At 65.4% G+C, this 25,917-nt stretch carries 20 protein-coding genes and 2 pseudogenes; 7 read left to right on the forward strand and 15 right to left on the reverse strand.

The window, feature by feature from the left end; all coding sequences use genetic code 11:
- Positions 1–136 precede the first annotated feature (136 nt).
- Positions 137–532 carry a glyoxalase gene (locus ONR75_RS16535; protein ID WP_265078233.1) on the forward strand — a complete coding sequence of 132 codons (396 nt, stop codon included), beginning with the start codon at positions 137–139 and terminating at the stop codon, positions 530–532.
- 56 nt (positions 533–588) lie between these two features.
- Here ONR75_RS16535 and ONR75_RS16540 read toward each other — a convergent pair whose 3' ends face one another.
- The 15 genes and pseudogenes from ONR75_RS16540 to ONR75_RS16610 form a co-directional block, all read right to left on the reverse strand.
- Positions 589–1,692, reverse strand: coding sequence for a sensor histidine kinase (locus ONR75_RS16540; RefSeq protein WP_265078234.1), 1,104 nt, complete (start codon positions 1,690–1,692; stop codon positions 589–591).
- Positions 1,689–2,129, reverse strand: a complete 441-nt coding sequence (locus ONR75_RS16545; protein WP_265078235.1) for a response regulator — start codon at positions 2,127–2,129, stop codon at positions 1,689–1,691. The genes ONR75_RS16540 and ONR75_RS16545 overlap by 4 nt, the downstream gene beginning before the upstream one ends.
- Positions 2,126–3,652 (reverse strand): sensor histidine kinase, encoded by a 1,527-nt coding sequence (locus tag ONR75_RS16550; RefSeq protein WP_265078236.1) that lies wholly within the window; start codon positions 3,650–3,652, stop codon positions 2,126–2,128. The genes ONR75_RS16545 and ONR75_RS16550 overlap by 4 nt, the downstream gene beginning before the upstream one ends.
- A gap of 125 nt (positions 3,653–3,777) precedes the next feature.
- Positions 3,778–5,127 (reverse strand): acetyl-CoA carboxylase biotin carboxylase subunit, encoded by a 1,350-nt coding sequence (accC, locus tag ONR75_RS16555; RefSeq protein ID WP_265078237.1) that lies wholly within the window; start codon positions 5,125–5,127, stop codon positions 3,778–3,780.
- A gap of 188 nt (positions 5,128–5,315) precedes the next feature.
- Positions 5,316–5,818 (reverse strand): annotated as a pseudogene (accB, locus tag ONR75_RS16560) (acetyl-CoA carboxylase biotin carboxyl carrier protein).
- 38 nt (positions 5,819–5,856) lie between these two features.
- Positions 5,857–6,321 carry a type II 3-dehydroquinate dehydratase gene (gene aroQ, locus ONR75_RS16565; RefSeq protein ID WP_265078238.1) on the reverse strand — a complete coding sequence of 155 codons (465 nt, stop codon included), beginning with the start codon at positions 6,319–6,321 and terminating at the stop codon, positions 5,857–5,859.
- A 305-nt stretch (positions 6,322–6,626) separates the two neighbouring features.
- Positions 6,627–7,718, reverse strand: coding sequence for a DUF1236 domain-containing protein (locus ONR75_RS16570; protein WP_320109623.1), 1,092 nt, complete (start codon positions 7,716–7,718; stop codon positions 6,627–6,629).
- 193 nt (positions 7,719–7,911) lie between these two features.
- Entirely contained in the window at positions 7,912–9,804 is a 1,893-nt protein-coding gene (gene feoB, locus ONR75_RS16575) for a ferrous iron transporter B (RefSeq protein WP_413776349.1), read from the reverse strand.
- A 3-nt stretch (positions 9,805–9,807) separates the two neighbouring features.
- Positions 9,808–10,065 (reverse strand): FeoA family protein, encoded by a 258-nt coding sequence (locus ONR75_RS16580; protein ID WP_265078240.1) that lies wholly within the window; start codon positions 10,063–10,065, stop codon positions 9,808–9,810.
- A 252-nt stretch (positions 10,066–10,317) separates the two neighbouring features.
- Positions 10,318–11,085 (reverse strand): DsbA family protein, encoded by a 768-nt coding sequence (locus ONR75_RS16585; RefSeq protein ID WP_265078241.1) that lies wholly within the window; start codon positions 11,083–11,085, stop codon positions 10,318–10,320.
- A 268-nt stretch (positions 11,086–11,353) separates the two neighbouring features.
- Positions 11,354–11,911 carry a RidA family protein gene (locus ONR75_RS16590; RefSeq protein ID WP_265078242.1) on the reverse strand — a complete coding sequence of 186 codons (558 nt, stop codon included), beginning with the start codon at positions 11,909–11,911 and terminating at the stop codon, positions 11,354–11,356.
- Between the two features lie 5 nt (positions 11,912–11,916).
- Positions 11,917–13,005, reverse strand: a complete 1,089-nt coding sequence (locus ONR75_RS16595; RefSeq protein ID WP_265078243.1) for an NAD(P)/FAD-dependent oxidoreductase — start codon at positions 13,003–13,005, stop codon at positions 11,917–11,919.
- Positions 13,006–13,009: 4 nt separating this feature from the next.
- Positions 13,010–14,974 (reverse strand): CTQ-dependent glycine oxidase GoxA, encoded by a 1,965-nt coding sequence (goxA, locus tag ONR75_RS16600; RefSeq protein WP_265078244.1) that lies wholly within the window; start codon positions 14,972–14,974, stop codon positions 13,010–13,012.
- A 287-nt stretch (positions 14,975–15,261) separates the two neighbouring features.
- Positions 15,262–16,140, reverse strand: a complete 879-nt coding sequence (locus ONR75_RS16605) for a dihydrodipicolinate synthase family protein (protein WP_265078245.1) — start codon at positions 16,138–16,140, stop codon at positions 15,262–15,264.
- A gap of 95 nt (positions 16,141–16,235) precedes the next feature.
- Positions 16,236–16,997: an SDR family NAD(P)-dependent oxidoreductase gene (locus ONR75_RS16610; protein WP_265078246.1), complete on the reverse strand. Its 762-nt coding sequence runs from the start codon at positions 16,995–16,997 to the stop codon at positions 16,236–16,238.
- Positions 16,998–17,207: 210 nt separating this feature from the next.
- Here ONR75_RS16610 and ONR75_RS16615 point away from each other — a divergent pair, with 210 nt between their 5' ends.
- From ONR75_RS16615 to ONR75_RS16640, 6 genes and pseudogenes are all read left to right on the forward strand, one after another.
- A complete protein-coding gene (locus ONR75_RS16615; RefSeq protein ID WP_265078247.1) occupies positions 17,208–17,960 on the forward strand; it encodes a FadR/GntR family transcriptional regulator in 753 nt (250 codons plus the stop codon).
- Positions 17,961–17,977: 17 nt separating this feature from the next.
- Positions 17,978–19,435, forward strand: a complete 1,458-nt coding sequence (locus ONR75_RS16620) for an FAD-binding oxidoreductase (RefSeq protein ID WP_265078248.1) — start codon at positions 17,978–17,980, stop codon at positions 19,433–19,435.
- A gap of 51 nt (positions 19,436–19,486) precedes the next feature.
- Complete coding sequence (locus ONR75_RS16625) at positions 19,487–20,476, forward strand: Bug family tripartite tricarboxylate transporter substrate binding protein (protein WP_265078249.1); 990 nt, start codon at positions 19,487–19,489, stop codon at positions 20,474–20,476.
- A gap of 339 nt (positions 20,477–20,815) precedes the next feature.
- Positions 20,816–22,326 (forward strand): annotated as a pseudogene (locus ONR75_RS16630) (L,D-transpeptidase).
- Between the two features lie 222 nt (positions 22,327–22,548).
- Positions 22,549–24,630 (forward strand): methyl-accepting chemotaxis protein, encoded by a 2,082-nt coding sequence (locus ONR75_RS16635; RefSeq protein WP_265078250.1) that lies wholly within the window; start codon positions 22,549–22,551, stop codon positions 24,628–24,630.
- A gap of 179 nt (positions 24,631–24,809) precedes the next feature.
- Complete coding sequence (locus tag ONR75_RS16640) at positions 24,810–25,766, forward strand: MBL fold metallo-hydrolase (protein WP_265078251.1); 957 nt, start codon at positions 24,810–24,812, stop codon at positions 25,764–25,766.
- Positions 25,767–25,917 lie beyond the last annotated feature (151 nt).

The raw sequence follows: 25,917 nt of genomic DNA on the forward strand, positions 1-25,917 counted from the left end.
AATTACAAACGCTTGTGTACGTCGGGAAGCGGAGGATCGGGCGCGCTCAACGGCCGCAGACTTCAGCATAAGTCCGGGGGTGGCACGACTTACCGCCCGCCCGTAAATTGGCGGCCGGACCCTCTGGAGCAGATCGATGACCATCCCCACCGTCGGCGCCTTCGCCATCATCCCGAGCAATGACCTCGCGGCTGCAGTGCCGTTCTGGGAGCGCCTGGGATTTGCCCGCACCGGCGGCGAGGGACAGTACATCATCATGACCGGCTGGGACTGCGAGGTGCATCTGACGCAGGCCGGAGAGGGGCCATGGCGGGTGTCAGAGCAGAACAACCCGTTCGGTGTTTTCATCCGCACACCGCATGTGGATGCCATCGCCGCGCGTGTTGACGATCTGATCATCCGCCCCGGCGGCATCCTGCGTCACCGCGAATGGGGGCTCTACGAAGTGGGTATTTCCGGGCCGGACGGATTGCTGGTTCGCATTGGCTGGCCATCCGGGCTCATGGCCGAAAGTCCAGACACAGCGGACTGAGGCTATCCGTACATCTGTCCCGGAGATCAGCCGTCCGCCACTAACCCATCGGCGATTCAACTCGCCGCGCTGAGCGGCGTCTTGGCGGCGGCCACTTCGGCCGCGGTGCGGGCGTGAAAGCGCAGCACGATGCGGGTGCCGGAATGCGCGGGGTCGCGCTCGACGGTGGCCTCCAGCTTGTTGGCCATGGCGTTGACGATGCGCTGGCCCATGCCGGTGGAGCGCGGATCGAGCTTGACGTTGAGGCCGACGCCGTCGTCGGTGATCGACAGCATGATGTCGTCGCCGTCCGCCGACAGCACCACATGGATCGGGCCGGCGCCATCGGGATAGGCGTACTTGACCGCGTTCATGACGAGTTCGTTGACGATGATGCCGATCGCTACCGCACGGTCAGGATCGATCTCCATCTGCTCGGCCTTCAGCGTGAGCCGCGACATCCGGTTGCCCTCGGCGGAGCGCCGCAGGTCTTCCAGCAGGGCCTCGAGATACTGGTTCAGCAGCACGCTCTTGAGATCATGGGAGGTGTAGAGCCGGCGATGCACCTGCGCCACCGCGGCGACGCGGCCCATGGCATTGGTCAGTGCCACCTTGACGTCGTCGTCGCTGGACGAATTGGCCTGCAGATGCAGCAGCGAGGCGATGATCTGCAGCGAGTTGCCGACGCGATGGTTGACCTCGCGCAGCAGCACTTCGCGTTCGGCGGCCAGCGCCGCGTAGCGGTCGCGCGAGGCGTGGACCTCGGCTTCGGCGTCGTCGCGCGCCTTGCGGATGCGGGCCTGTTTCACCGCGCCGTCGGCGGCAACGTGGAGCAGGGGGACGAAGTCGCCCTGGGTGTCCTTGACCAGATAGTCCGCTGCGCCGGCTTTCAGGGCCGTCACCGCAATCTTGGAGTCCTGCGACGCCGTCACGAACACCACCGGCGGCGCGCCGGGAATCGCCTGGATCAACTCCAGAGTCTCAAGCCCGTCGAGCCCGGGCATGTACTGGTCGAGCGCCACCACATCGATGCCGCCTTGCTTGATGCGGGCGACGCCGGCCTCGCCATTGTCGCAGTGTTCGACCGCATAGCCCTGCCGTTTCAGGCCGCGCTCCACCAGCCGCGCCAAAGCGGCGTCGTCGTCGATATACAGCAAGGTGGATGGCGCGGTTGAATTCATGCGGTGGCTTGCGGAACCTGGATGACGGAGAAGAACAGACCGAGTTGGCGGATCGCGTTGGCGAAGCTCTCGTAGTTGACCGGTTTGGTAATATAGACGTTGCAACCGAGTTCGTAGCAACGCTTGATTTCGTGGGCGTCGTCGGTGGTGGTGAGAACCACGACCGGCGCGCACTTCAGGTGATCGTTTTCCTTGACCCGACGCAGGATGTCGATCCCGGTCATGTCGGGCAGGTTGAGGTCGAGCAGGATCAGCAGCGCCTGGTCCTTGTGGTCCAGGCCGGTCCCATCAGCGCCGAACAGATAATTTACCGCAGCTGTACCGTTGGTGAACGGCAGGATCTCGTTATTGACCCCGGAGCGGCGAATGTTGCGTTCGATCAGCCGGGCGTGGCCCTCGTCATCCTCGATCATGATGATTTTGACAGGTGTGCTCATGCTTGCTTGTCCCGTTTGGTCCCCGTCCATCTTGCCGGCAGGGTAATGGTGAAGGTGCTGCCTTGACCCAGTTCCGACGCTACCGTCATGGTGCCGCCGAGCCGTCGCACCAGGGCGCGCACATGCGCCAGCCCGATGCCCTGACCCGGTTTGTCCTGTGTACCCGCACGCCGGAAAAGATCAAAGATCCGCTGGTGGTCCTTCGGGTCGATGCCACGTCCGTTGTCGACGACCTCATAGATCGCAAAGCCGAGTTTTGTGCGGCCTTTGACGAGGATGTCGCCGGGCACGCCGTTCCTGAGATACTTCAGCGCATTATCGATCAAATTTGAGAAAATCTGTTCGATTGCCAGGCGGTCGCTGACAATGTCGGGCAGCGGCTCGATGCGGATCGTGGTCTCGGTCTCAGCGGCCTGGTGCGCCACCGTGGAAGCGATGTTCTCGATCAGGTCGCGGACGTCGATCTGGACCGGCTTGAACTCGCGGCGACCTTCACGGGTGAGGTTGAGGATGGCGCTGATCAGCCGGTCCATCTTGGCAATCGACGACTTGATGAAGCCCAGGGCCTCGGTGAAGTCCTGCGAGAGTTGCTTGTCCTGCTCGGCCAGCGCCGGCTCGGGCAGTTCGCCGTTGGCGTTGGCGACCACCGGTTCGGGATTGCCGAGGGTGGCGATGCGGCGGAAAATGTCGCCGCGTAATTCCTCAAGTTCGCTGGTGAAGCCCATGATGTTGACCAGCGGCGAACGCAGATCATGGCTGACGATATAGGCGAAGCGCTGGATTTCGTCATTGGCCTCGCGCAGGTCGGCGGTGCGCTCCTCCACGGTGAATTCCAGATTGAGGGCGTTCTCACGCAGCCGTGCCTCGGCTTCGTCGCGCGCGCGGGCGGAGCGCCGCACCAGGAACACCGACAGGCCGGCCAAGGCGATCACCAACCCCGATCCGGCCACGGTGACGATGGACGCGAGTTCCTGGGTGCGGTCAGCGGTGCGTGTGCGCTCGAAAAACAGCCGCTCTTCCTCGGTGCGGATGTCCCGCGAGATCTGATCGATCTGCTGGACCGCCGGGCCGGACCCGGTCTGCGGCAGCATGGCGATCGCGGCCGGCGTATTGTTCTGCTTCACGAAATCGACGGCCTTGGCAAATTCGCCGAGCCGGGTTTGGATGGCGGGCCGCAGTCGTTCGACATTGGCGATCTGAACGGGATTGTCGCGGGTGATCGCGGCGAGCTTGTCGAAGCCGGGAACGATGAACGCCACCGCGGCGTCGTGCTCGTCCAGGAATGTCTGCTGGGAATTGAGCAGATAGGCGCGTGCCGCGCTCTCGGCCAGGCGGATCTCGAGGAGCAAGGTCGATAGCTGGTTTTCCACCTCGACGGTGTGAACCACCATGCCGGAGTCCTTGCGGGCCTGGTTGACCAGCACGACCGACGAGGTGCTGATCGCGACCAGCACAAGAAATCCCGCTGCAAGCAGCAGGATTTGTCCGATCGCTCGCTTCTTCCGCGCCGCGTCAGACGTCACAACGAACTCGCTTGGCTAGCAAAAGGTTCAAACACATCCCCCGTTCGGGTAGTTCCCGAACCCAATACTAACTCCGAATCCAGGCTTCGGTTCCCGGGCGTCGAAGAATATTCCGGGTCTCGTCGTCAGCTGGGTGCCTTGCCGGCGAGATACTGTTCCAGCCAGTGGATGTGGTAATCGCCGTCGATAATGCCGGGTTCGCGGGCCAGTGCCCGGAACAGCGGCAGCGTGGTCTCGATGCCCTCGACGACGATCTCGTCCAGAGCCCGGCGAAGCCGCATCAGGCATTCCGGCCGGTTCTTGCCGTGCACGATCAGCTTGCCGACCAGCGAATCGTAATAGGGCGGGATGACGTAGCCTTGGTAGACCGCCGAATCGATCCGGACGCCAAGGCCGCCGGGCGGGTGATACTGGGTAATCTTGCCGGGGGACGGGCGGAAGGTCTCGGGATTCTCCGCATTGATGCGGCACTCGATCGAGTGGCCGTTGATGATGACCTCTTCCTGGGTGCAGGGCAGGTCGCCGCCGGCGGCGATGCGGATCTGCTCCAGCACCAGATCGATGTCCGTGATCATCTCGGTGACGGGATGCTCGACCTGGATTCGGGTGTTCATTTCGATGAAGTAGAACTCGCCGTCCTCATAGAGGAATTCGATAGTGCCGACGCCGAGATACTGCATTTCCTGCATTGCCTTGGCGCAGGTTGCGCCGATCTTGGCGCGGGCAGCGGCGGTCAGGATGGGCGAGGGGCCTTCTTCCCAGATCTTCTGGTGGCGGCGCTGCAGCGAGCAATCGCGCTCGCCGAGATGGATGGCGCCGCCGCGACCGTCGCCGAGCACCTGGATTTCGATATGGCGCGGTTTCTGCAGGTATTTTTCCAGATAGACCGAGGCGTCGCCGAACGCTGCCTTGGCCTCGTTACCGGCGGTCGACAGCGCCATCATCAGGTCGGCTTCGGTCTCCGCCACCTTCATGCCGCGACCGCCGCCGCCGGAGGCGGCTTTCACCAGCACCGGGAAGCCGATCGCCTTGGCGATGGCCATGGCGTCGTCCTCGGGGCCGACGCCGCCGTCGGAGCCGGGCACCACGGGGATGCCGAGCCGCTTGGCGGTCTTCTTGGCTTCGATCTTGTCGCCCATCAGGCGGATATGCTCGGCCTTCGGGCCGATGAAATGCAGGTTGTGGTCGGCGAGAATCTCGGCGAAGCGCGCATTCTCCGACAGGAATCCGTAGCCGGGGTGCACCGCGTCGGCGCCGGTGATCTCGCAGGCCGCCAGCAATGAGGGAATGTTGAGATAGCTGTCCTTCGAGGACGGCGGCCCGATGCACACGCTCTCGTCGGCAAGGCGCACATGCATGGCGTCGGCGTCGGCCGTGGAGTGCACCGCCACCGTGGCGATGCCCAGCTCCTTGCAGGCCCGCAGGATGCGCAGCGCGATCTCGCCGCGGTTGGCTATCAGGATTTTCTCGAACATCGTTGTCTGCTTTCCGTAGCATCCGCGCGCACCTCGTCATCCACGCCGAAACGCAATTGCGTTTCGGCTGGAGGAGCGTGCGCTCTTGCGCGCGCCTCGAAGGATGGCCGCACGCTCTGAGCACTGGGCCCTCATCCTTCGAGGCTCGCCCTGGCGGGCGAGCGCCTCAGGATGACGGTCGCGTTTTGTTACTCAATGATAACCAGCGGCTCGCCGTATTCCACCGGCGCGCCGTCTTCAACGAGGATCTGCGTCACGGTGCCGGCACGCGGCGCCGGGATCTGGTTCATGGTCTTCATGGCTTCGATGATCACCAGGGTCTGTCCGACGGCCACTTTGGTGCCGACCTCCACGAAGGGCGCGCGCCGGGCTCCGAGGCCCAATACACGGTGCCGACCATGGGCGAGGGTACGGCGCCCGGATGTTTCGCCGCGTCCACCGCCGGGGCTGCGACCGCGACCGGCGCCGCAGCGGCCGGCGCCTGCATGTAGCCGGCGGATGGCATCGCGGCGGCAATGGATATGTTGCGAGCGACGCGGACGCGCAGACCGGCGCGCTCGACCTCGATCTCGGTGAGGTTGGTTTCGTCGAGCAGCAACGCCAGTTCGCGGATCAGCGCGCCGTCCTCGTTGGACTTCGCTGTCGCGGTCTGGGGTGCTTCAGGCTTCTTGGTTTCAGGCTTGGCGGCCATGGGTGCAATCCGGCTGTTTCAGGAGTGAAGGCGAACCGTCAGACTGCGGTCGCGCCGATTTTCGCGGCAAGGCCGCTGATAGCAAGACGGTATCCTTCGATACCGAAGCCGCACAACGATGCGAACGCGGCCTTGGCGGTAAAGGAATGGTGGCGAAAACTCTCGCGCTGATAGACGTTGCTGACGTGGACTTCCACCGTCGGAATCTTGACGCCGACAAGCGCGTCATGGAGGGCGATCGAGGTGTGCGAATAGCCGCCGGCATTGATGACGATCCCGACCACGCCCTTTTCGCGCGCCTCGTGAATGAAATCGATCAGCTCACCCTCGTGGTTGGACTGCCGGCAATCGGCCGTCAGGCCGAAACGCGCGGCGGCCTCCACGCACAGCTTCTCCACGTCGGCCAGCGTGGCGTGGCCATAGGTCTCGGGCTCGCGGATCCCCAGCAGGTTGAGGTTGGGGCCGTTGAGCACGTAAACGGTCTTGGCAGCTGTCGTGGCCATCGGGAGATCCTGGCAATGTCCGCATTTGGGCGCGGGGCGCGGGTGCCCGGGGGTTATAGGCAGCCTCAACGCCGAGGGGAAGCCTCCTGGGCTCCGGTTCCCCCAGCCAAATACCTCATCCCATTCGCAAAAAGCCACCCTGAACAGGCGCAAACCGCTCGTTAACCACGGTTGAACCTTGGGGGCAGAGACGGTGGCGACCGCGCGGAGGTGTCAGTCCGGGTTCCATCGGACTGCGTCGGTCCTGGAGACGGCAAGGGGCGAGCCTTTCGGCCCGCCAATCGCCGCGCGTGCGAAGGCGCCGATTACGCTTCGAGAACCGCAACGATCTCAAGCGTCCTGGGATTCACCACGATGATTTGGTCGCGGACCAGGAAAAACTCGTAGCCGCGCCAGTCCGGATAGACCGTGACGATTTCCGTCGGGAGCGGATGGAAGTGCACTTCACGCGGCACGCGCGTGCCGACCGAAATCGAGAAGTTGACGTTGGTCACCGGCTGCACCTTCTGCTCCTTGATCACGGTGGTGATCTTGGTGCGCTGCTCGGTAGACAGCTTGCCGGCGGCGCCGGCCTGGCCCGTTGTCGTTGTGGACTTGGTCTCGGTCGACGTGGACTTGGTGTCCGCGGCCTTGGAGCCGGTCGCGCTTTGACCCTCGGCCTTCATGTCCTTGCCGGCTTTCGACGGATCGCTCTTGTCGGTAGCGGTCGTGGCGGACTTTGGCACTGCGCCATCGCGGCTGGAATCGGTCGCCCGCTGAGCGCCATTGTCGCGTTTCATCTTGTCGTCGGAAGGCGCAGCCTTGATGTCGGATCCGGAGTCCGATCGCTTCATGGTATCGGTGGCTTCGTCCTTGTTGGTGGGCGCGGTGCGTTCAACCGGTGCCGCGCGATCAGCTGATGGTGCCGACGGTGCGGACTTGGTCGCGTCCGCGGCAGGCGCTTCGCGACCCGCGCCAGGATTTTGTGCGGTTGCCAGACCGGTTCCGGCGATCAGGGCGGCGGCTGCGACGCTCATCAATAAACGGTTGTTCATCTTGTTCTCCTCGCTTTTGCATTGCCCGTCCGACAACGGGAGGCGAGGAGGGAGGTTCCGAGATAAATCCGCTTCTGCCGGATCTCGCTCGGTCACCGGGACGGTATTGATCGCACTATGCGACGGGGAAAATGACACGCCAATGCGCCGCTCGGTTCGCCACACCACGCGGCAGTGACGCCTGGAGCCATCCGCTTCGACCAGAAGGTCGAATTCGTCGGGGATGCCCAGCGGACTTGCCACGTCGAGCGCGGCGCCGGCGTCGGACACATTGCGCACCACACAGCTGATGCCGCCGCCGCCGAACGTCATGATCGCGGCCTTCAACACACGATGGCGAGTCGCGCTTCTCTTCTCGTCCATGGTCTACGTTACCGCTGGTAAGCCGATCCTCTGTCGGCGCTGTCTAGCGGCCTGCAGTGTAGGTTCCATGACATTCTGGATCGTTAACTGGCGAGTCCGTAGTTTTGCGGACCAATGTTGAAAACCGGGGAAATGGTGCGGGTGCCTGCGGTTTGGGCGCGGTCCGTGGCAAGCCCTGGCAGGCGCGGCCGGCTCAGCCGGCGCCGAGTGCTACGGCAACGTTGTAGGTGATCAACGAAGCAATGTAGGCGAGCACCAGCATGTAGCCGAAGGTGAACGCCATCCACTTCCAGCTGCCGGTTTCGCGGCGGATCACCGCCAGCGTCGAGGCGCATTGCGGCGCAAAGATGTACCACACCAGCAGTGACAGCGCGGTGGCGAGGCTCCAGTTCTGCGCCAGCACTTGGCCGATCTGGTCGGCGGCTTCCTTGCCACCCTCGATGGCGTAGACGGTGCCGAGTGCCGCCACGGCCACTTCCCGCGCGGCCATGCCGGGGATCAGCGCCACCGCGATCTGCCAGTTGAAGCCGAGCGGCGCCAGCGCCGGCTCGATGAAGCGGCCGATCATCGCCGCCAGGCTGTAGTTGATGGCGGGGCCCTCGGCGCCGGCCGGCGGCTGCGGGAACGAGGCCAGGAACCAGATCAGCACCATCATCGAGAAGATCGTGGTGCCGGCCCGGTGCAGGAACATCTTGGCGCGCATGTAGAGGCCGAGCGCGATGCTCTTCAGCCGCGGCGCCTTGTAGTCCGGCAATTCCATCATGAACGGCGACGGCTCGTAGTCGCGCCCCATCATCAGTTTCGCCACATAGGACACGCCAAGCGCGCTGCCGATGCCGACGCCGTAGAGGCCGAACATCACCAGCCCCTGCAGGTTGAAGATGCCCAGCACGTCGCGCTGCGGAATGAACGCCGAGATGATCAGAGTGTAGACCGGAATGCGCGCCGAGCAGGTCATCAGCGGCGCGATCAGGATGGTGGTCAGGCGGTCGCGTTTGTTGTCGATCACCCGCGTCGCCATGATGCCGGGGATCGCGCAGGCGAAGCTCGACAGCAGCGGGATGAAGGCGCGGCCGTGCAGCCCGGCGCCGCCCATGATGCGATCCATCAGAAACGCGGCGCGCGCCATGTAGCCGAAATCCTCCAGCAGCAGGATGAACAGGAACAGGATCAGGATCTGCGGCAGGAACACCAGCACGCTGCCGACGCCGGAGATCACGCCGTTCTCCAGGAAGCTCTGCAGCAGTCCCTGGGGCAGGTGGGCGTGGACGAACGCCCCGAGCGCCGCAAAACTGTCGGACAACAGCTCCATGGTCGGCTGCGCCCAGCTGAACACGGCCTGGAACATGATGAACAGCACCGTCAACAGGATCAGCATTCCGAACAAGGGATGCAGCACAAAGGCGTCGATCCGGGTTGTCATGGTCTCCGGTCGGGTCGGCGGCGTCACCGCGGCGGCGATGATGCGGTCGGCCTCGCGCTGCATGGCGCGCAACGCGCCGGGCGGCATCGCCTGCCAGCTGTTGGCAGCGGGATCGGCGGCGCGGCTCGCCGGCAGGGCATCGATGCGGCTCAGCAACTCGGCGATGCCGCCCTTGCGCACGGCGGTGGCGGTGACCACGGGAATGCCCAGCTCCGACGACAGCCGCTCGAGATCGATGGCGATGCCGCGGTGCCGCGCCAGGTCGATCATGTTGAGCACCAGCAGCATCGGCCGGCCGACCTGCTTCAGCTCCAGCACCAGGCGGAAGCTGAGCCGCAGGTTGGTGGCGTCGGCGACGCAGACGATGCAGTCGGGCAGAGCCTCGCCACGCATGCCGCCGAGTACCACGTCGCGGGTGATCTGCTCGTCAGGGCTGCGTCCGCGCAGCGAATAGGTGCCGGGCAGGTCGAGCACGGTGACGGCACGGCCGGCAGGGGTCTGGAAGACGCCGGATTTCCGCTCGACGGTGACGCCGGGGTAATTGGCCGCGCGCTGGCGGCTGCCGGTCAGCGCATTGAACAGCGAGGTCTTGCCGCTGTTCGGCGTGCCGACCAAAGCGAGGTTCAACGGCGAGTTCAGAGTGGAAGCCAACGGCGCATGCATCGCTCAGGCGACCATGATGGCCATCGCCTCACGGCGACGAATGGCGACGGTCGCGTTGTCGACACGGACGGCGATCGGGTCCTTGCCGATCATGCCTTCGTGCAGAATCTCGACGCTGGCGCCTTCGACAAAACCCATCTCGATCAGCCGGCTTTCCAGCTCGGCCGGGGCCAGGATGGAATTGCAGTCCGCAGCACTGATTGCATGGATTCGCCCGACGAATCCGCGTTTGGCGTGTCCCAGGCAGGTTGGCTCGGTCATCGGTTACGTATCGATTCAGTCAGCGTCGTCAACGGGCAGTATGCACCCCATACATAGGCCAAATCCGGCCTGAAAACTTGCTGCAAATCAGTCGCAGCTTAGAATCCCTATAAACGGGTGAGCGAGGTTCGGCGGCACCTGCGCGAACGGAATGGGGTGCGCCCTGACTAAACCCTTCACGTGAAGCTCCCGCAACAAAAAGCCGGCTGCAGCGCAGCCGGCTTTCGTCATTCACAGCGATGGTGGTGGTGGTCAGCAGGTCGCCTTGCCGCAGCGGGCGATGCCGATCTTTTCCTTGAGGGCGTCGGCGCCGACCGCGCCGATGACGACCTGCTTGCCGATCACGTAGCTCGGCGTGCCGTTCATGCCCATGGCTTCGGCGAGCTTGAAGTTTTCCTCGATGGTGGCGCGCACCTCGGGGCTGGTGAGATCCTTCTCCAGTTTCGTCATGTCGAGGCCCGCCTCCTTGGCCGCCGCCATGGCGCGGGCCTTGTCGGCCTGACCGCGGCCGCCGAGCAGCTTCTGGTGGAAGTCGAGGTACTTCTTGCCGGTGGGATCCTGCATGCGCACGGCGACGGCGACCTGCGCGGCTTCCACCGAACCCGGTCCGAGCACCGGGAATTCCTTCAGCACCACCTTGAGCTTCGGATCGGCCTTCATGAGGTCGATCATGTCGGTCATCGCGCGTTTGCAGTAGCCGCAGTTGTAGTCGAAGAACTCGACGAAGGTGACGTCGCCGTCCTTGTTGCCGACGGTGACGCCGCGCGGCGAGTTGAAGATGATATTGGCATTGGAGGCAATCGCCGCCTGATGCTTCTCGGCCTCGGCGGTGGCCTGGCGCTTGGTCAGTTCGGCCGAGACTTCCTCGAGCACTTCAGGGTGGGTGATCAGGTAGTCCTTGATGATCTTCTGGATCTCGCCGCGCTGGGCGTCGTTGAAGCTCTGCGCCGAGGCGACCGCGGGGATGCCGCAAAGCGCGAGGGCCACCGTAGCGGAGCGGAGAAAACGAAACGACGGCATGGGCAAATGATCCTTTGGGAAAGGCTGGGCGGAAAACAGGTTGATCCGGGAAGCTGCATAGCATTTTCGCGGTGAATTACGCGTTATTTGTGGAGGCCGCAGCCGGCCTGCGGCCACAACTCGCCGTGATCGGCGAAATGGCTTCCACAGAGATCCCTTGTACTGCCGGCTTGGCCGGCATGGCGCCAGGCGCACTCCAGTTCCCGGCCTTGGCGGCGTGCGGACCGGCGTCATCCGCACGCGCCGATGAAAAGGCCGATTCGTGCCGTCAGTTCTTTTTGGCCGGCGCGTAGAAGGTGGCGTCGACTTCGGCGATGTCGTCCTGGTCGAGCTTGCGGACTTCCAACACGGTGCGCGGCGGATAGGGGCCCTTGCCCCAGAGGTCTTCCTGCACCTTGTTGACAAGGGCGCGATAGCGCACGACGTCGGACACGTAGATGGTCAGGCGCACCGCGTCCTGCAGGGTGGCGCCCTCGGCCTCGGCGACCTGCTTCATGTTGACGAACATCTGGCGGATGCGCGCTTCGTCGCCTTCGACCAGCTTGTTGGTCGCGGGATCGACGCCGCGCATGCCGCCGACGAAAATGAAGTCGCCGGCGCGGGCGCCGACGCTCCACGATCCGCTCGGCGTGATGCCGCCCTTGACCGGCGGAATGATCTTGACGGCCTCGGACTGCGCCGGTCCGGCGACGCAGACCAGCAGGGTCGAGGAGACAACGGCAGCGATACGCAGGCAGGACAGCATGACAACCTCTTTGGCGGGAATGACGCTCGATGTTGGGTCGAGCCGGGTGGACGTGGATCGACGGGTGAGGGCGATGGCCATGGGGGTCAGGCTCTCGCGGGCGCGGCGTGGCTTCGCCGCTGCCAGAACGATGCGTCGCTGAAGCGTCGTTCCGACGCATACATCGCGCGCTGCGTGGTCAGGAAGGACGCGATGCCTTCGAGAAAGCGTCGCTCATAATCCTTGGCTTGGCTGTCGTTGCCGGCGAGAAGTCCGATCACGCTTTCCGCGGCCTGGATGCCGCTCCACAGCGCCGTGGCGAGGCCGTTGGCGCCGAGCGGATCGAGCGCGCTCGCGGCATCGCCGGCACGAATGATGCGGTGCTCGATCAGTCTAACCTGGGTTGCGGTGCTGGCCGGCGCGAAAATCAATGCGCCTGATGCCGTCGGATCGAGGCCGAGACTGTCGAGCCGTGCCGCGATCGCCTGGGTCTGCGACAGCAACGGACCCAGCAAGCCGGGATCCTTGCGCAGTCCCGGTGGCAGCAGATCGGAGTCGGTGAAGTAGCACAGCAGGCTGCGGCCGCCAGGCATCACGGTCATGTACCACCAGCCGTCGGCGACGGCCTCGACCAGCGTCGCCGCCACGGCATCCACGTCGTCATCGAGCGTGAGCACGCAGTAGCAGCCAACCAGCCTGTCGAGACGGCGGAGCGGGGTGTCGGGTCCGGCGGTCACAGCCGCCCGGCCGGTGCAATCGATGACATAGGCGGCGTCGATCGACCCGCCGTCGGCCAGCGCGATCGTCACCTCGGAAGGCTCTTGCGACAGTTGCCGCGCTTCGGTGCGCCGGCGCGCGATGCCGGCGGTGTCGAGCGTATCGGCCATACGTGCTTCCAGGCGCCGGCGGTCGATGTGCCAACCCGGCTGCTCGTCCTGATGCGACGCGTCGCGACGCAGCGCCGCGCTGCCCCACAGGGAGTAGCGTCCCTGACACGGCGTGGCCGTCTCGGCGTCGAGCAGATCCAGCCAGCCGAGGCGTTCGAGATACGGCGAGGCGCGAAACGACAGCGTCTCGCCGCGGCTGGCGACATCCGGCTCCGGCGCGACCAGCAGCGGACGAAGTCCGCGCTGGAGCAGCGTGCGGGCACAGGCCATGCCCGCCATGCCCGCGCCGAGGATAACGACGTCCGGCATTCCGTTAGGTCGGCTTCTTGTCGGTTGCGAGCGACATCTTGCCGCGCTGCACCTCGACATAGATGTCCTTCGGCACGCCCGGCAGATCGCCCGGTCCGGAGCGGCGCACCACGACGCCCATCTGTGTCCACAATTCGATCATGCGTCGCAGGCCGTCGGTGTAGCCGGCCTCCACATGCAGGCCGGTGCCGGCAGCGCCGCGCGACCACGCCACGCGGGCGTGGTAGAAGCGCATCCGGTCTTCCGGCGACAGGTCCTTGCGCAGCATCTGCGCGTAGAAGCCCTCCGGCAGCACGTCCACCGGCAGCAAGGCAGGCCACCACACGGGGGTCGGAAAGCCTTCCGCCGTCTGCACCGACTGACAGCTGAAGGCGTCGCCCTGCCACGGCACGCCCATCCAGCGCGTAAGGTCGCCCGGCGCCTGCGGTCCCACCGGCGCGACGTCGTCGCGTTTGGTTGGGTGCCCGGCGAAGACGTTATGCGGGTTGAGCTGGAAGCCGACATCCTGGACCAGGGTCTTGCGCTTCGACAGCGCGATGCGGAACGGCAACGGCGTTTCAGTGGTGGAACGATAGAGCCCGGCATGGCGGATTGGCCATGTGATCTCGACGCCCGGATGGAATGCGCCGCCCGAACAGGCGTCCAGCGCCGCGCGGGTAAGAGCTTCCGGCCGCTGCGACAGCGGCAGGTCGTCGAGCTTGCCGATGGCATCGGCCGCGGCATCGTTGAAGTCGTTGGTGAACTCGCCCTTCGCCCAGCGCGCCAGCATCGCATATTGGGTTGCGGTGAGCGTGAGCCAGCCGACCGGACTTCCCGGGAAGTTGACGCCGTCGCCGAGCATGGGTGGCAATGCGTTGGCGCGCTGGTCGCTGCCGCCGGGCTTGCGGAATGCCGCCAGGACCTTCTCGCGGGTCGGGCGCATCTGTTCGGAGGGATCGGCGAGCGTCTTCACCACCGAAGGATCGGTGAGGTCGTCGAGATCGCTCCAGGCCTTGCTGAGATAGGACGCCTGCGCGATCCACTGCATCAGGCCGGCGCGGCGCAGCACTGGAAGCACGTCCTGGCGGAACGACACCGGACCGCTTGCCGGCTTGATGTGCCCCGATGCGATCATCGCTTCGCGTGCGGCGTCGTACAGGCTGACGATCGGCTCGATCTGGGGTGCGAATTTCGGACCGCAGCAGACCACCCACGCCGACTCGCAGTCGATGTCGGCGCCGCCGATATTGACGCTGGCCTTGACCCAGCCGTCGCACCAGTCGTCGTGCCATCCGTCATTGTTGGTGAAATCGCGGACCGGATTTTGCGGCAGAGCGGTGTTGGATACGCCGTCGCCGGGAAACACCAGCAGGCGACCGGCATCGTCGGTGCGCAGATGACCGAGCGTGACGGGAATCGTCTTCCAGAACCGGCCGGCAATGCGATAGGCTTGGTCGCGACCGTCGGCGTTCTTCGAGGCGCCATCGATCCGGACCTCGCCCGGATTGATGACCAGCATCTCTTCGCGCAGAGCGGGCTCGATATCGGCATTGCGTAGCGCGTTGGGAATGCCGGGCGCATCCGTGCCGCCGTCCATCGCGTTGGAGTAGCCGTACCAGGCCGCCTTGCTGTTGGCGACGTGAACGCTCCAGCGCAGGCCGTCGGCTGCGCCGAGTTCGCGCACCACGCGGCCCTGATCGTCGTAACCGTAGACGCGGAAGCGCTGTACTTGTTTCTTGACCCGGTTCGGTCCCTGCTTGAATCCGCCCTCGGGCTCGGTCATCAACCCCGGAACTTCGGGAGCGAGAAACCACTGGTCGCCGTTGCCGACGCGCGAAAATCCGATCGCCGGAAACACTGCGGCACGCACGATGCGCGCTCCGGCGGGCGCCGGCTCCTGCGCCTGCAGCGGCAATACGGCTGCCTTGAAAAGGGTCGGCGCGGCAAATCCGAATGCGGTGGCGGAGAGCAGGAAATCGCGACGCTTCATCGGTCAGTAACTCCAGTGCTGGATCGCTCGCCAACAGCGGCGATGCGCCGCAGCGACGGCTTCGCGCGCTGCGGTCCTCGGACCGAACTAACACTGGATCGATAAGCAAATGTGAATCGAGATGTGTGGCTGCGTCGTTGAGAGCATACGGCGCGATGCGTCGTTCCGCGACGACACGGTTCCATCGCGCGGAACACGATGTGCTCCGTCGACGACTCGGATGGAACAGCGGCTGCACGCGCCATCCTGACGCGATTGCAAATCGCGTCAGGTAGCGGCGTTCGACGTCAGGATGCGTCGAATGACGCGTTGACCGTTGCCGCTTCCTCTGCCGTCAGCGGGGTCAGCGGCGGTCGCTGCCGCGTCCAGCTGTCGTGGCCGTATCGTTTGGCCAGCAGGGTTTTCAGCGACGCCATCTGAGCGAAGCGCGACACGGTGTTGCGCGCCGCGACGATCCGTTCCTGCGCGGCGGCGACCTGCGGCTGGCGGGCTTCGTCGGCGTAGCCGGCGAACACGGTGGCAAGATCCGACGCCACTAGGTTGGAGGTGGCCGTGATGCAGCCGGCGCCGCCCTTCGGCAGCAGCGACAGCATCAGCGGATCGGCGCCCACCAGCACCGAGAAGCCGGGGAAACGTTCGACGATGGCGCTCATGTTGGCGAAGTCGCCGGACGAATCCTTGATGCCGACCACGGTCTGCGGAAATTTTTCGCGCAGTCGGGCGATGACGTCGAGCGATAGCGGCACGCTCGACATTTGCGGGATGTGATACAGCACCACGCGCAGGCGGGGATCGTCGATACGCTCGATGATTTCCGAGTAGGCCGCCACGATGCCGTCATCGGACACGCCCTTGTAGTAGAACGGCGGCAGCATCACCACGGTCTGCACGCCCTGCGCCAGCGCGTGCTTGGTCAACTCCACGGTTTCCATGAAGGAGGCCACGCCGGTGCCCGGCAGCAGTTGCGACGGGGCGACGCCGGATTTCAGCACCGCCTCGAGCAGGTCCATGCGTTCGCGCGACGACAGCGAGTTCGCCTCACCGGTGGTGCCGAGCATGGCAATCCCGGTACAGCCATCGTCCAGCAGGCGCTTGCAGTGCGCCGCGAACAATGCGTGGTCCGGCGATAGGTCGGCGTTGAAGGGCGTCAGCGCGGCGCAGAACACGCCGGTCGGAAAGGGGCTGTCATGATGCTCGAACCTTGGCAGGAATGTTTCAGGATGCAGCGGTGTGGCTGCGGGCAGTCAGGGCAAGGCAGTCGTCACGGCATGATCTGTCCGCCGTTGACCTCGATGACCTGTCCGGTGATGTAGCTGCTCATGGTTTCGTCGGCGAGGAACTCATAGGCGCCGACGCAATCCTCGGGCGTGCCGATGCGGCCGAGCGGAATGCCCTGGCGCGCGCCTTCGAGCTGTTCGGCGGTCGAATAGCGCTGATGGAACGGCGTCATGATCACGCCGGGCGCCACTGCATTGGCGCGCGCGCCGAATGGCGCCAGTTCCTTGGCCAGGACGCGCGTCATGGTGCTGACGAAGCCCTTCGCCGATCCGTACAGTCCGGCGCCGCCGCCGCCGCCGTTGCGGGCGGCCACCGAGGTGGTGTTGATGATGCAGCCGGAGCCCTGTTCGGTGAGGATCCTGGCGGCTTTGCGCGAGGCAAAGAACACCGATCCGATATTCAGATTGACGACGTCGTCATACTGCGCGTCGGTCGCGTCGGCGATGGCCGTGCGGCCGAACATGGCGCCGGCATTGTTGATGAGGACGTCGATCCGTCCCAGCCTGGCGTGCGCCTCGTCGATCACGCGCTCGCACTCGCGGCGGTCGGACACATCGCCGCGCAGCAGGTCGGCGCTGCCGCCGGCGGCGCGCACGTCGGCTGCGACTTCCTCGGCGCCGTCGGCATTGCCGTTGTAGTGCACGATGAGGCGGGCACCCAATGCCCCGAAACGCCGCGCCACCGCCGCGCCGATTCCCGAACTTGCACCAATAATGACGATCGCCTTGCCGTTCAGTCCGCTCACCCGTCGCGCCTCCCCGTGGCGCAAACCAGCTTGCACCTGGCGCTACGATCTACACCGCGTGACAAGTTGTCAACATTGCTGCCGAAAACTGCCGGTGATGAAAAATCCTATGCATAATTGGTGTTTTATCAAATACTTGAGTGTGTCAGTCCGCGCGCTAGCCAAAATAACATGTTGACAAGTTCAGCCGCGCCTCACAATCCTTCGGTCATGATCGACAAATCAGCAGATCCGTCCGGCGTCCCGACACCGCCCGCAGCGCGCGCTGCAGGGTCGCTCGTCGACAAGGTCTATGGCCAGCTGGTCCAGCGCATCGCCAGCGGCGAGTATCCGCCCGACCAGAAGCTGCCGGGCGAGCACGATCTCGCCAGCCTGCTCAACGTGTCGCGCCCTGTCGTCCGCGATGCGCTCAGCCGGTTGCGCGAAGAGGGGCTGATCTATTCCCGCCAAGGCTCGGGAAGCTTCGTGCATGCCCGCGCCGAACACCGGCCGCTGGGGTTTGCGCGGGTCGAGACCATCGCCGATATCCAGCGCTGCTTCGAATTCCGCATCACCATGGAATCCGACGCGGCGCATTTTGCCGCCATGCGCCGCAACGAGGCCGGTCTGGAGAAGATGGTGGCGGCGCTGGCTTTGCTGAACGAGGCGACGCGCAAGCTGCGCCACCGCGAGGACGCGGATTTTTCCTTTCACCTTGCCGTCGCCGAAGCGGCGAACAACCACTATTTCTCGACCTCGTTGAATGCTCTCAAGGAGCACGTGGCGGTCGGCATGAAGCTGCATGGGCTGTCGCTGGTCGGCGCGCCGTCCGGACTGGAACAGGTCTACGACGAGCACCGCGGCATCTATGAGGCGATCCGCGACCGCGACGCCGACGCGGCGCGCGCGGCCATGCGTCATCATCTGGAAAGCTCGCGCGATCGTCTGTTCGAAGGCCGCCTGCTGGATCTGTCGTTCCGATGACGGCGGCGGGCGAGGCCATGTCGCGTAATCTGCCGCGCAGCATCGACGCGCCCGAACTGTTGCGTGAACTGGCGGCAATCGTCGGCGCCAGGCACGTGATCGGCCCGGACGGCGATCTCGATCCCTATGTGGTCGACTGGCGCGGCCGCTATCGCGGTGCGGCACTCGCTGTCGTCAAGCCCGGCAACACCGCCGAGGTCTCGGCGGCGGTCAAGGCCTGCGCGGCGCGCTGCGTGGCGATCGTGCCGCAGGGCGGCAACACCGGCATGTGCGGCGCTGCGACGCCCGTCGGCGACGGTCCGATGATCGTGCTGCGGCTCGACCGCCTCAACCGCATTCGCGCCATCAGCCGGCTCGGCGACGCCATCGCGGTGGATGCCGGCTGCATCCTGGCGCAGGTGCAGGCGGCGGCAGAGGGTATCGACCGGTTGTTTCCCCTCAGTCTCGGGGCCGAGGGTTCGTGCCAGATTGGCGGCAACCTCTCGACCAACGCCGGCGGCACCGCGGTGCTGCGTTATGGCACCACGCGCGAACTGACCCTGGGTCTGGAAGTGGTGCTGCCCAATGGCGACATCCTCGATGTGATGACCAGCCTGCGCAAGGACTCCACCAGCTTCGATACCAAGCAGCTGTTCATTGGCGCCGAGGGGACGCTGGGCATCATCACCGGCGCCGTGCTGAAACTGTTTCCAAGGCCGCGCCAGCGCGCGGTTGCATTTGCCAAGGCCGGCTCGATCGAGAGCGTGCTGGATCTGCTCGCCAGGGCGCGCGCCGCGCTCGGCGACCGCATCAATGCATTCGAACTGATGTCGCGCGGCCAGATCGAGGTGATCGCCGAGAACCTGCCCGACGTGACCATCCCGTTTGCGCTCGACGCGCCGTGGTATGTCCTGATCGAGATCGTCGACACGCTGGCCAGCAACGACCTCAATGCCGCGCTGGAGCAACTGCTTGCGGCGGCCTTTGACGACGACCTGCTGAGCGACGCGCTGATTGCCGCCAGCGAGACCCAGGCCGCCACGTTCTGGAAGATCCGGCACAGCGTTTCCGAAGGAAGCAAGCGCGCCGGCTACGTCATCTCCCACGACAGCGCGGTGCCGCTCGAGCATCAGGCCACGTTCGTTACCCGGGTCGAGCAGCGCATCGCCGCGTTGCGACCCGATGCGCGGGTGGTGATGCACGGCCATGTCGGCGACGGCAACATCCACATTCTGGCGATCATCCCCGGCGTCGCGCCTGACCAGCGAGACGCGCTGCAGGACACGGTGCGCGCCGTTAACGCCATCGTCGATGAGGAAACCAGCGTGCTGGGCGGCAGCATCAGCGCCGAACACGGCATCGGCGTCGCCAACCGCGACCGGCTGGCACGTGTCACCTCGCCGGTCGAGATGGCGCTGCTGCGCAACGTCAAGCAACTGCTCGATCCCCACGACATCATGAATCCGGGCAAGGTTCTGGCGCCGCCAGCCGGCTAGCGCTTGCGACACGAGACACAACGACAGAAAAAATCAAAACGAGGAAATACCATGAAACTCAGATCGACAATGCTTGCGGCCGCCTGTCTCCTGCTTGCGCAGTTCGCCGGGGCCCAGACACAGGTCCATGCCCAGGACGCCTACCCGACACGGGCGGTCACCATTGTTGTGCCGTTCTCCGCCGGCGGCACCGCCGATATTTTCGCCCGCATGGTCGGCGAGCATCTGCAGAAGAAACTCGGGCAGCCGTTCCTGATCGAGAATGTCGGCGGCGCCGGCAGCATCATCGGCGTAACGCGGATCGCCCGCGCGGCGCCGGACGGCTACACCATCGGGCTGGCGAGCACGTCGGCACTGGCGATCAATCCGACGCTGTACGGCGACAAGTTGACCTATCAGCCTGACAGGGATCTGGTGCCGATCGCCCAGATCAGCGTGGTGCCGAACGCTCTGGTGGTCAATCCCTCGCGCATCGCCGCACGCACGGTGCCCGAACTGATCGCCTATATGAAGGCCAATCCGGGCAAGGTCACCTTCGGCTCGGCCGGTGCCGGCACCTCCCAGCATCTGGCCGGCGAACTGTTCCAGCAGATGACCGGCACCACCATGGTTCACGTGCCCTACAAGGGCTCGAGCCAGATGGTCACCGACCTGCTGAGCGGCCAGATCGACCTGGCGTTCGACAATATCCCCCTGTTGCTGCCCCACGCCGCGAGCGGCACGCTGGCCCTGCTGGCGGTGGCGACGCCGAAGCGCGCCGATTTCGATCCGAAGCTGCCGGCGGTTGCCGAATATCTGCCCGGTTTCGAGGCGGTGGCCTGGCACGGTTTCATTGCCCCGGCCAACACGCCGAAGCCGATCATCGACAGGCTGTCGGCCGAGATCCGGGCATTTATGCAGTTGCCGGCAACTGCCAAGAAGATGGCCGAGCTCGGCGCGGTCGCGGTTGCGGTCGAGCCGGAGGAATTCTCCCGCACCATCGCGAGCGAGACAAAGCGCTGGAAGACCGTGATCGAAACGGCCAACATCAAGATGAACTGATCCCGCAACGGGGCGCAGCGGCGAAGGCGACCGCTGCGCCGATCTGTGCGATATTGCGGAAGCGCGGTTTCGATCGTGCGTGCCTGTTCCCGTGCACAGTCCCGACGGCGTTCTGCGCTATACGACAGTGGCCTCCGGCTCGGAGGCTGGATAAGTGCACGCTTCGGTGGTGCGCCGCCTTCCTCCTGCCCGGGCTGTCGTATAAGAGAGCAATGTCACCGGAACGTAGCGGTTCGTCCCAGCAGCGAACCGGCGCGGACGGTGACGGCGTTTCCTTCCGTGTGGGAAACGCCATGCGGCGGCCGCAGGCGCGGGCAGGTCTTTCAACCGGGGCAGGGCATGGTTCTTCGATTTTCGACGGCGCAATCCAGCGTGCCGATGGCACTCGCGGTGATGGCCGCCGTGACGGCGCTCTCCGCCCCGGCCGCGGCAAAACCAAAACGCCCCGCGGCGGCCGTCGAGGCGACTGCGCCGCGCGAGGCCGGCGAGCCGATCATGGCCATCGTGTCGATCAAGTCCCAGCAGGTGACACTCTACGACGCCGACGGCTGGATCTTTCGCGCACCGGTGTCGACCGGCACCACGGGCCGCGAGACGCCGGCCGGCGTGTTCGCGCTGCTCGAGAAGGACAAGGACCACCGTTCGACCATGTACGACGATGCCTGGATGCCGCACATGCAGCGCATCACCTGGAACGGTGTCGCGCTGCATGGCGGGCCGCTGCCGGGCTATGCCGCGTCCCACGGCTGCGTGCGGATGCCGTTCGGCTTCGCGGAAAAACTGTTCGACAAGACACGGATCGGCATGCGGGTGATCATCTCGCCGAACGACACGGCCCCGGTCGCGTTCTCGCACCCGGCGCTCCTGGTGCCGAACCCGGACGCCATCGCGGCGGCGCCGGCGCGCGCCGAGACCCTCGCCCGTGAGGCCACTGAAGCCGCGAAGGCCGCCGACGAGGCCAAGCAGGCCGCCGCCACGACAGCGCGCGAGACGAAGGAACTGGCGACGTCGCTGAAGAAGCTGCAGGCGCAGAAGACCCGGGCCGACCGCGAACTCGCCGCCGCCGACAAGGCGCTGGCCGCCGCGAAGACGGACGACGCCAAAGCGCGAAACGAGGACCTGAGACAGAAGGCCGCCGCCAGAGTTGCCGATCTGGCAGCGCAGGCCGACGCGGCCAACGCCGCCGTAGCGTCAAAGCCCAGCGCCGCCGCCACGAAGGAGGCCGCCAAGGCAGCGCAGGCGCGCAAGGCCGATGCCGCAAAGGCGGCCAGCGAGGCGAAGCTCGCGCTGGAACCGGTCTCGATCTATATCAGCCGTGAGACGCAAAAACTCTATGTTCGACGCAACACCCACAAGCCGGCGCCGGACGGCGGTGGCGAAGTGTTCGATTCGAGCATCGAGGCGCCCGTCACCATCCGCAATCCCGACCAGCCGATCGGCACCCATGTGTTCACGGCGGTGGCGCGTGAGGGGCGGGCCTGCGCTGGACCGCGGTCAGCATCGACAACGGTGACGACGCCAGGAACGCGCTGGACCGCATCACCATTCCGCAGGAGGTGCTCGACCGCATCGCGCCGACCGCCATGCCGCGATCCTCGATCGTCATTTCCGACGAGCCGCTGAGCAAGGAAACCAATTATCGCACCGAATTCGTCGCGGTGCTGGCCAACCAGCCCCAGGGCGGCTTCATCACCCGCCAGCCGACGGCGATTGCGACCCGCGATGTCCAGGAGGACGACGACGGCTTCGGTTTCTTCTCGCCCCGCAACTGGGGCGGTCAGCCGGTCCAGCCCGTGGATCCACGGCACGGCAGTCAACCCTATCGCCCGATGCAGCGCGGCTGGTGGTAGGCGACGCACCGACACGGTGAGCGGCTTCGCGAAGGCGGCGCCGTTCGGGCGTCGATGTCGAGGTTCGCGCGGGACGTCGTTGAAGCCCCGCGTTGGTTCTGGCGAGGAGATCGCAGCCCATCGTGACGATTCAGGGTGATATCTTGCAGATTGCAATGACCTCCTTAGCCATAACTTAATACCACCTTGGCATAGGTGGCCCCGGGTAACTGGGGAAGATCGATGCGCGTCCGAATTCTGTTCTTGCTGTGCGTGTCCGCCATGGCAGCCATCATTGCTGTGGCAGCGGCGCTGTTCGTTGCCGAGCAATGGCACGGTTACCGCAAGGCCAACGAGGCGGCGCAGTTGGCCGCGGCCATGGGCGCGGTGCTGGGCGCCACCGAACAGCTCGCGGTCGGCCGTGGGCCGCAGAATGCCGCCCTGATCGCCGATGACGCGGCGGCGCCCGCGGCCCTGGCGGCCGTATCGAGCGCGCGCAGCCAGTTGGCCGGCGAACTGGCCAAAGCGCGGAGCGCCGCCCTTGCAGCGGTGTATCCGGGACGCGATCGTGCGGCCGCCGATCTCGACGCGCTCGGTCGCGACCTCGCTGGAATCTACGGCAGGCTCGATGCGGCCTATCGGCTGCCGCGGGCGCAGCGCGACCCGGCGCTGGTCAAGGGCTATGTGCCGCAGATGCTTGAGCTGAATGCCCGGCTGAACGGTATCGCGGACGGAATCGAACGCTATGCCGCCAAGGCCCATGAGAGCGTTGGCAGCCTGATCGAAGTGGCGCGATTGTCCTGGGACATGCGCGATGCCGCCGGACGCCGCGCCAGCGTTTTCACCAGGGCGGCCGGCAACAGCAAGATGCTGACGCTCGCGGATATCCAGGGCGCCAGTGGGCCGACCGGCGAAATCAGCCACGCCTGGATGCGTCTGCAGGCTGCGGCCTCGGCGTTTTCTGACAGTCCGCGGCTGACCGCTGCGGTCAAGGACATCGAAACCAAATTCTTCGGTGACGCCGACCGCTTCATTGCCGAACTGACGGCCAAGGGGACGGCCGGTACCGATTACGGCGTCTCGTTTCAGGAGGTGCTGAAGCGGCTGGTCGGTCCCGCCCAGCCCACGACCGCTGTTCGCGACGCGGCCATGGAGCAGGCGATTGCCGTGGCCGAAGCCGCGCGCAGCGAGGCGCTCACCAGCCTGATGCTGCTCGGTGGCGGCTTGTTGCTGGTGATCATGCTGGTGGTCGGGGTCACCGTGTTGTTCGATCGCCGCGTGGTCAAGTCGGTGGTGGGGATCACCGCCGCGATCACCCGGCTGGCGCAAGGCGATCGCGATGTCGACGTGCCGGCGCGCGGGCGCCGCGACGAGATCGGCGAGATGGCCGGCGCTCTGGAAACCCTGCGCCTCAATGCCATCGAGGCGGCGCGTCTGGAGGCCGAGCATCGCAGCGAGCAGCAGGGCCGCGAGGCCCGTGCGGCGCGGATCGCGGAATTGACGCTGGCTTTCGACAGCGCCAGCGCCGAGGCCATTCAGGGCGTCGATGCCGCCGGCGACGCCATGCGGGCCGATGCCGAGGCCAGCTCACGATTGGCCACCAATACGTCGACGCGCGCCACCAATGTCGCGGCCGGTGCCGAGGAGGCCTCGGTCAACGTCAGCACCATCGCCAGCGCCGCCGAGGAGATGAGTGTTGCCGTGGCCGACATCGCGCAGCGCCTGGAAACCTGTGCGGCCATCGCCGCCGAGGCCGTACGCGAGGTCGGCGCTGCCGACAACCGCATCGTCGGGCTTGACCATGCGGTGGAGCGGATCGGCACGATCATCAAGTTCATCCAGGACATCGCCAGCCAGACCAACCTGCTGGCGCTGAATGCCACGATCGAGGCGGCGCGTGCCGGCGACGCGGGCCGGGGTTTTGCCGTGGTGGCGGGCGAAGTGAAGGCGCTGGCTACCCAGACAGCCAAGGCGACCGAGGAGATCACGTCGCAGATCGCCAGCATCGAGGCCGAGACCGCGGCGGTGGTTCAGGCCATCAAGAGCATTTCGCAGACCATCGGCCGCGTCGACGCGGTCACCGCCGATATTTCCGCGGCGTTGATCCAGCAACGCCAGACCACCAGCGAAATCGCCGCCAATGCCCAGCAGGCGGCCACCGGCACGCGCGACGTTTCCGCCAATGTGGGGGAGGTCAGTTCGGCGATGTCCGAAGCCGAAGCGGCGGCTTTACGCATGATCGCCAAGGCCGACGATCTGTCGGTGCGCAGCAGCGATCTGACGGCGCGGATCTCCAGCTTCCTGAGCGGCGTGCGGGCGGCGTGAGGCCGCAGCAGGCGCGCCGCGGCGCCGAGCCAGGCTTGCATGCAGGCTACGTGCGTCAACGAAGCGCCTCGCTGCTCCCATCATAATTTGTGGACAGCAGGCGACCAAGAACCCCCGATGACGCTGACACCGAAAGCGCCATCGCCCCGTTCGACAATTTCAATCCCGAGGACGACTTGATGACTATCGACAGACGTACACTTCTGAAACTCTCCATGATGGGCGCGGCGGCCAGCCATTTTGCACTGCCAGTCGCGACTGCGCAGGCTGCCCCCGAGGCCAAGCGAACCCGCTGGGTGTTTCTCGGTACCAAAGGCGGCCCGCGCATCACCACCGGCCGTTCCAATCCGGCCAACGTACTGCTGGTGGACAATGTCCCCTATGTGGTGGATTGCGGCTATGGCGTCGCCAAACGGCTCGCCGAGGCAAAGGTCGCGCTGCCGGACATCCGCTATGTGTTTGTCACGCACATGCATTCAGATCACGTGCTGGAATTCGGCAACATGGTCGACGGCGCCTGGTCGGTGGGGCTCAATCACCCGATCGAGGCGTTCGGTCCGGTCGGACTGGACGCGTTGACCAAGGCCTATTGGGAAAGCAACCGCGCCGACATTGAAATCCGCATGCCTGACGAGGGCAAGCCCGATCCGCGCAAGCTTCTGGTGGTCAAGGAGATCACCCAGTCGGGCCCGATCATGAGCAACGACAAGGTCAAGGTGACCGCGCTCCGCACCCCGCATCCGCCGATTCTGGAGAACAACTACGCCTTTCGCTTCGACACCCCGGACGGCGCGATCGTCTATGCCTGCGACACCGCCTACAATCCGGCGCTGGCGGATTTTGCCAAGGGTGCCGACTTGTTGATCCATGAAGCGCTATACCTGCCGGGCGTCGATGCCCTGGCGGGGCGGATCAAGAATGCCGCGACCCTGAAAGAGCACCTGCTGGCATCGCACACCTCCACCGAGGATGTCGGCCGCATCGCCCAGGCCGCGGGTGTCAAGAAGCTGGTGATGACGCATCTGGTGCCCGGCGATATCGACTCGATCACGGACGAGATGTGGATGGAAGGTGCGCGCAAGCACTATAGCGGCCCGATCGTGGTGGCGAAGGATCTGATGGAAATCGCGCTGTAGCGCATGCGGGGATGCCTGAGGCAACCCCGGCCATTGCTGTTCCGGCATGCACGTCAGACGGCCCGGTCGCCTGACGTGCAAGCCCGGGATGCGCAATTGCATATGTGTCGGTGCGAGCCTGCACCGGCGCAAGATCGCGAAAAGCGATCGG

The sequence above is a fragment of the Rhodopseudomonas sp. P2A-2r genome, from assembly GCF_026015985.1.
Lineage (GTDB): Bacteria > Pseudomonadota > Alphaproteobacteria > Rhizobiales > Xanthobacteraceae > Tardiphaga.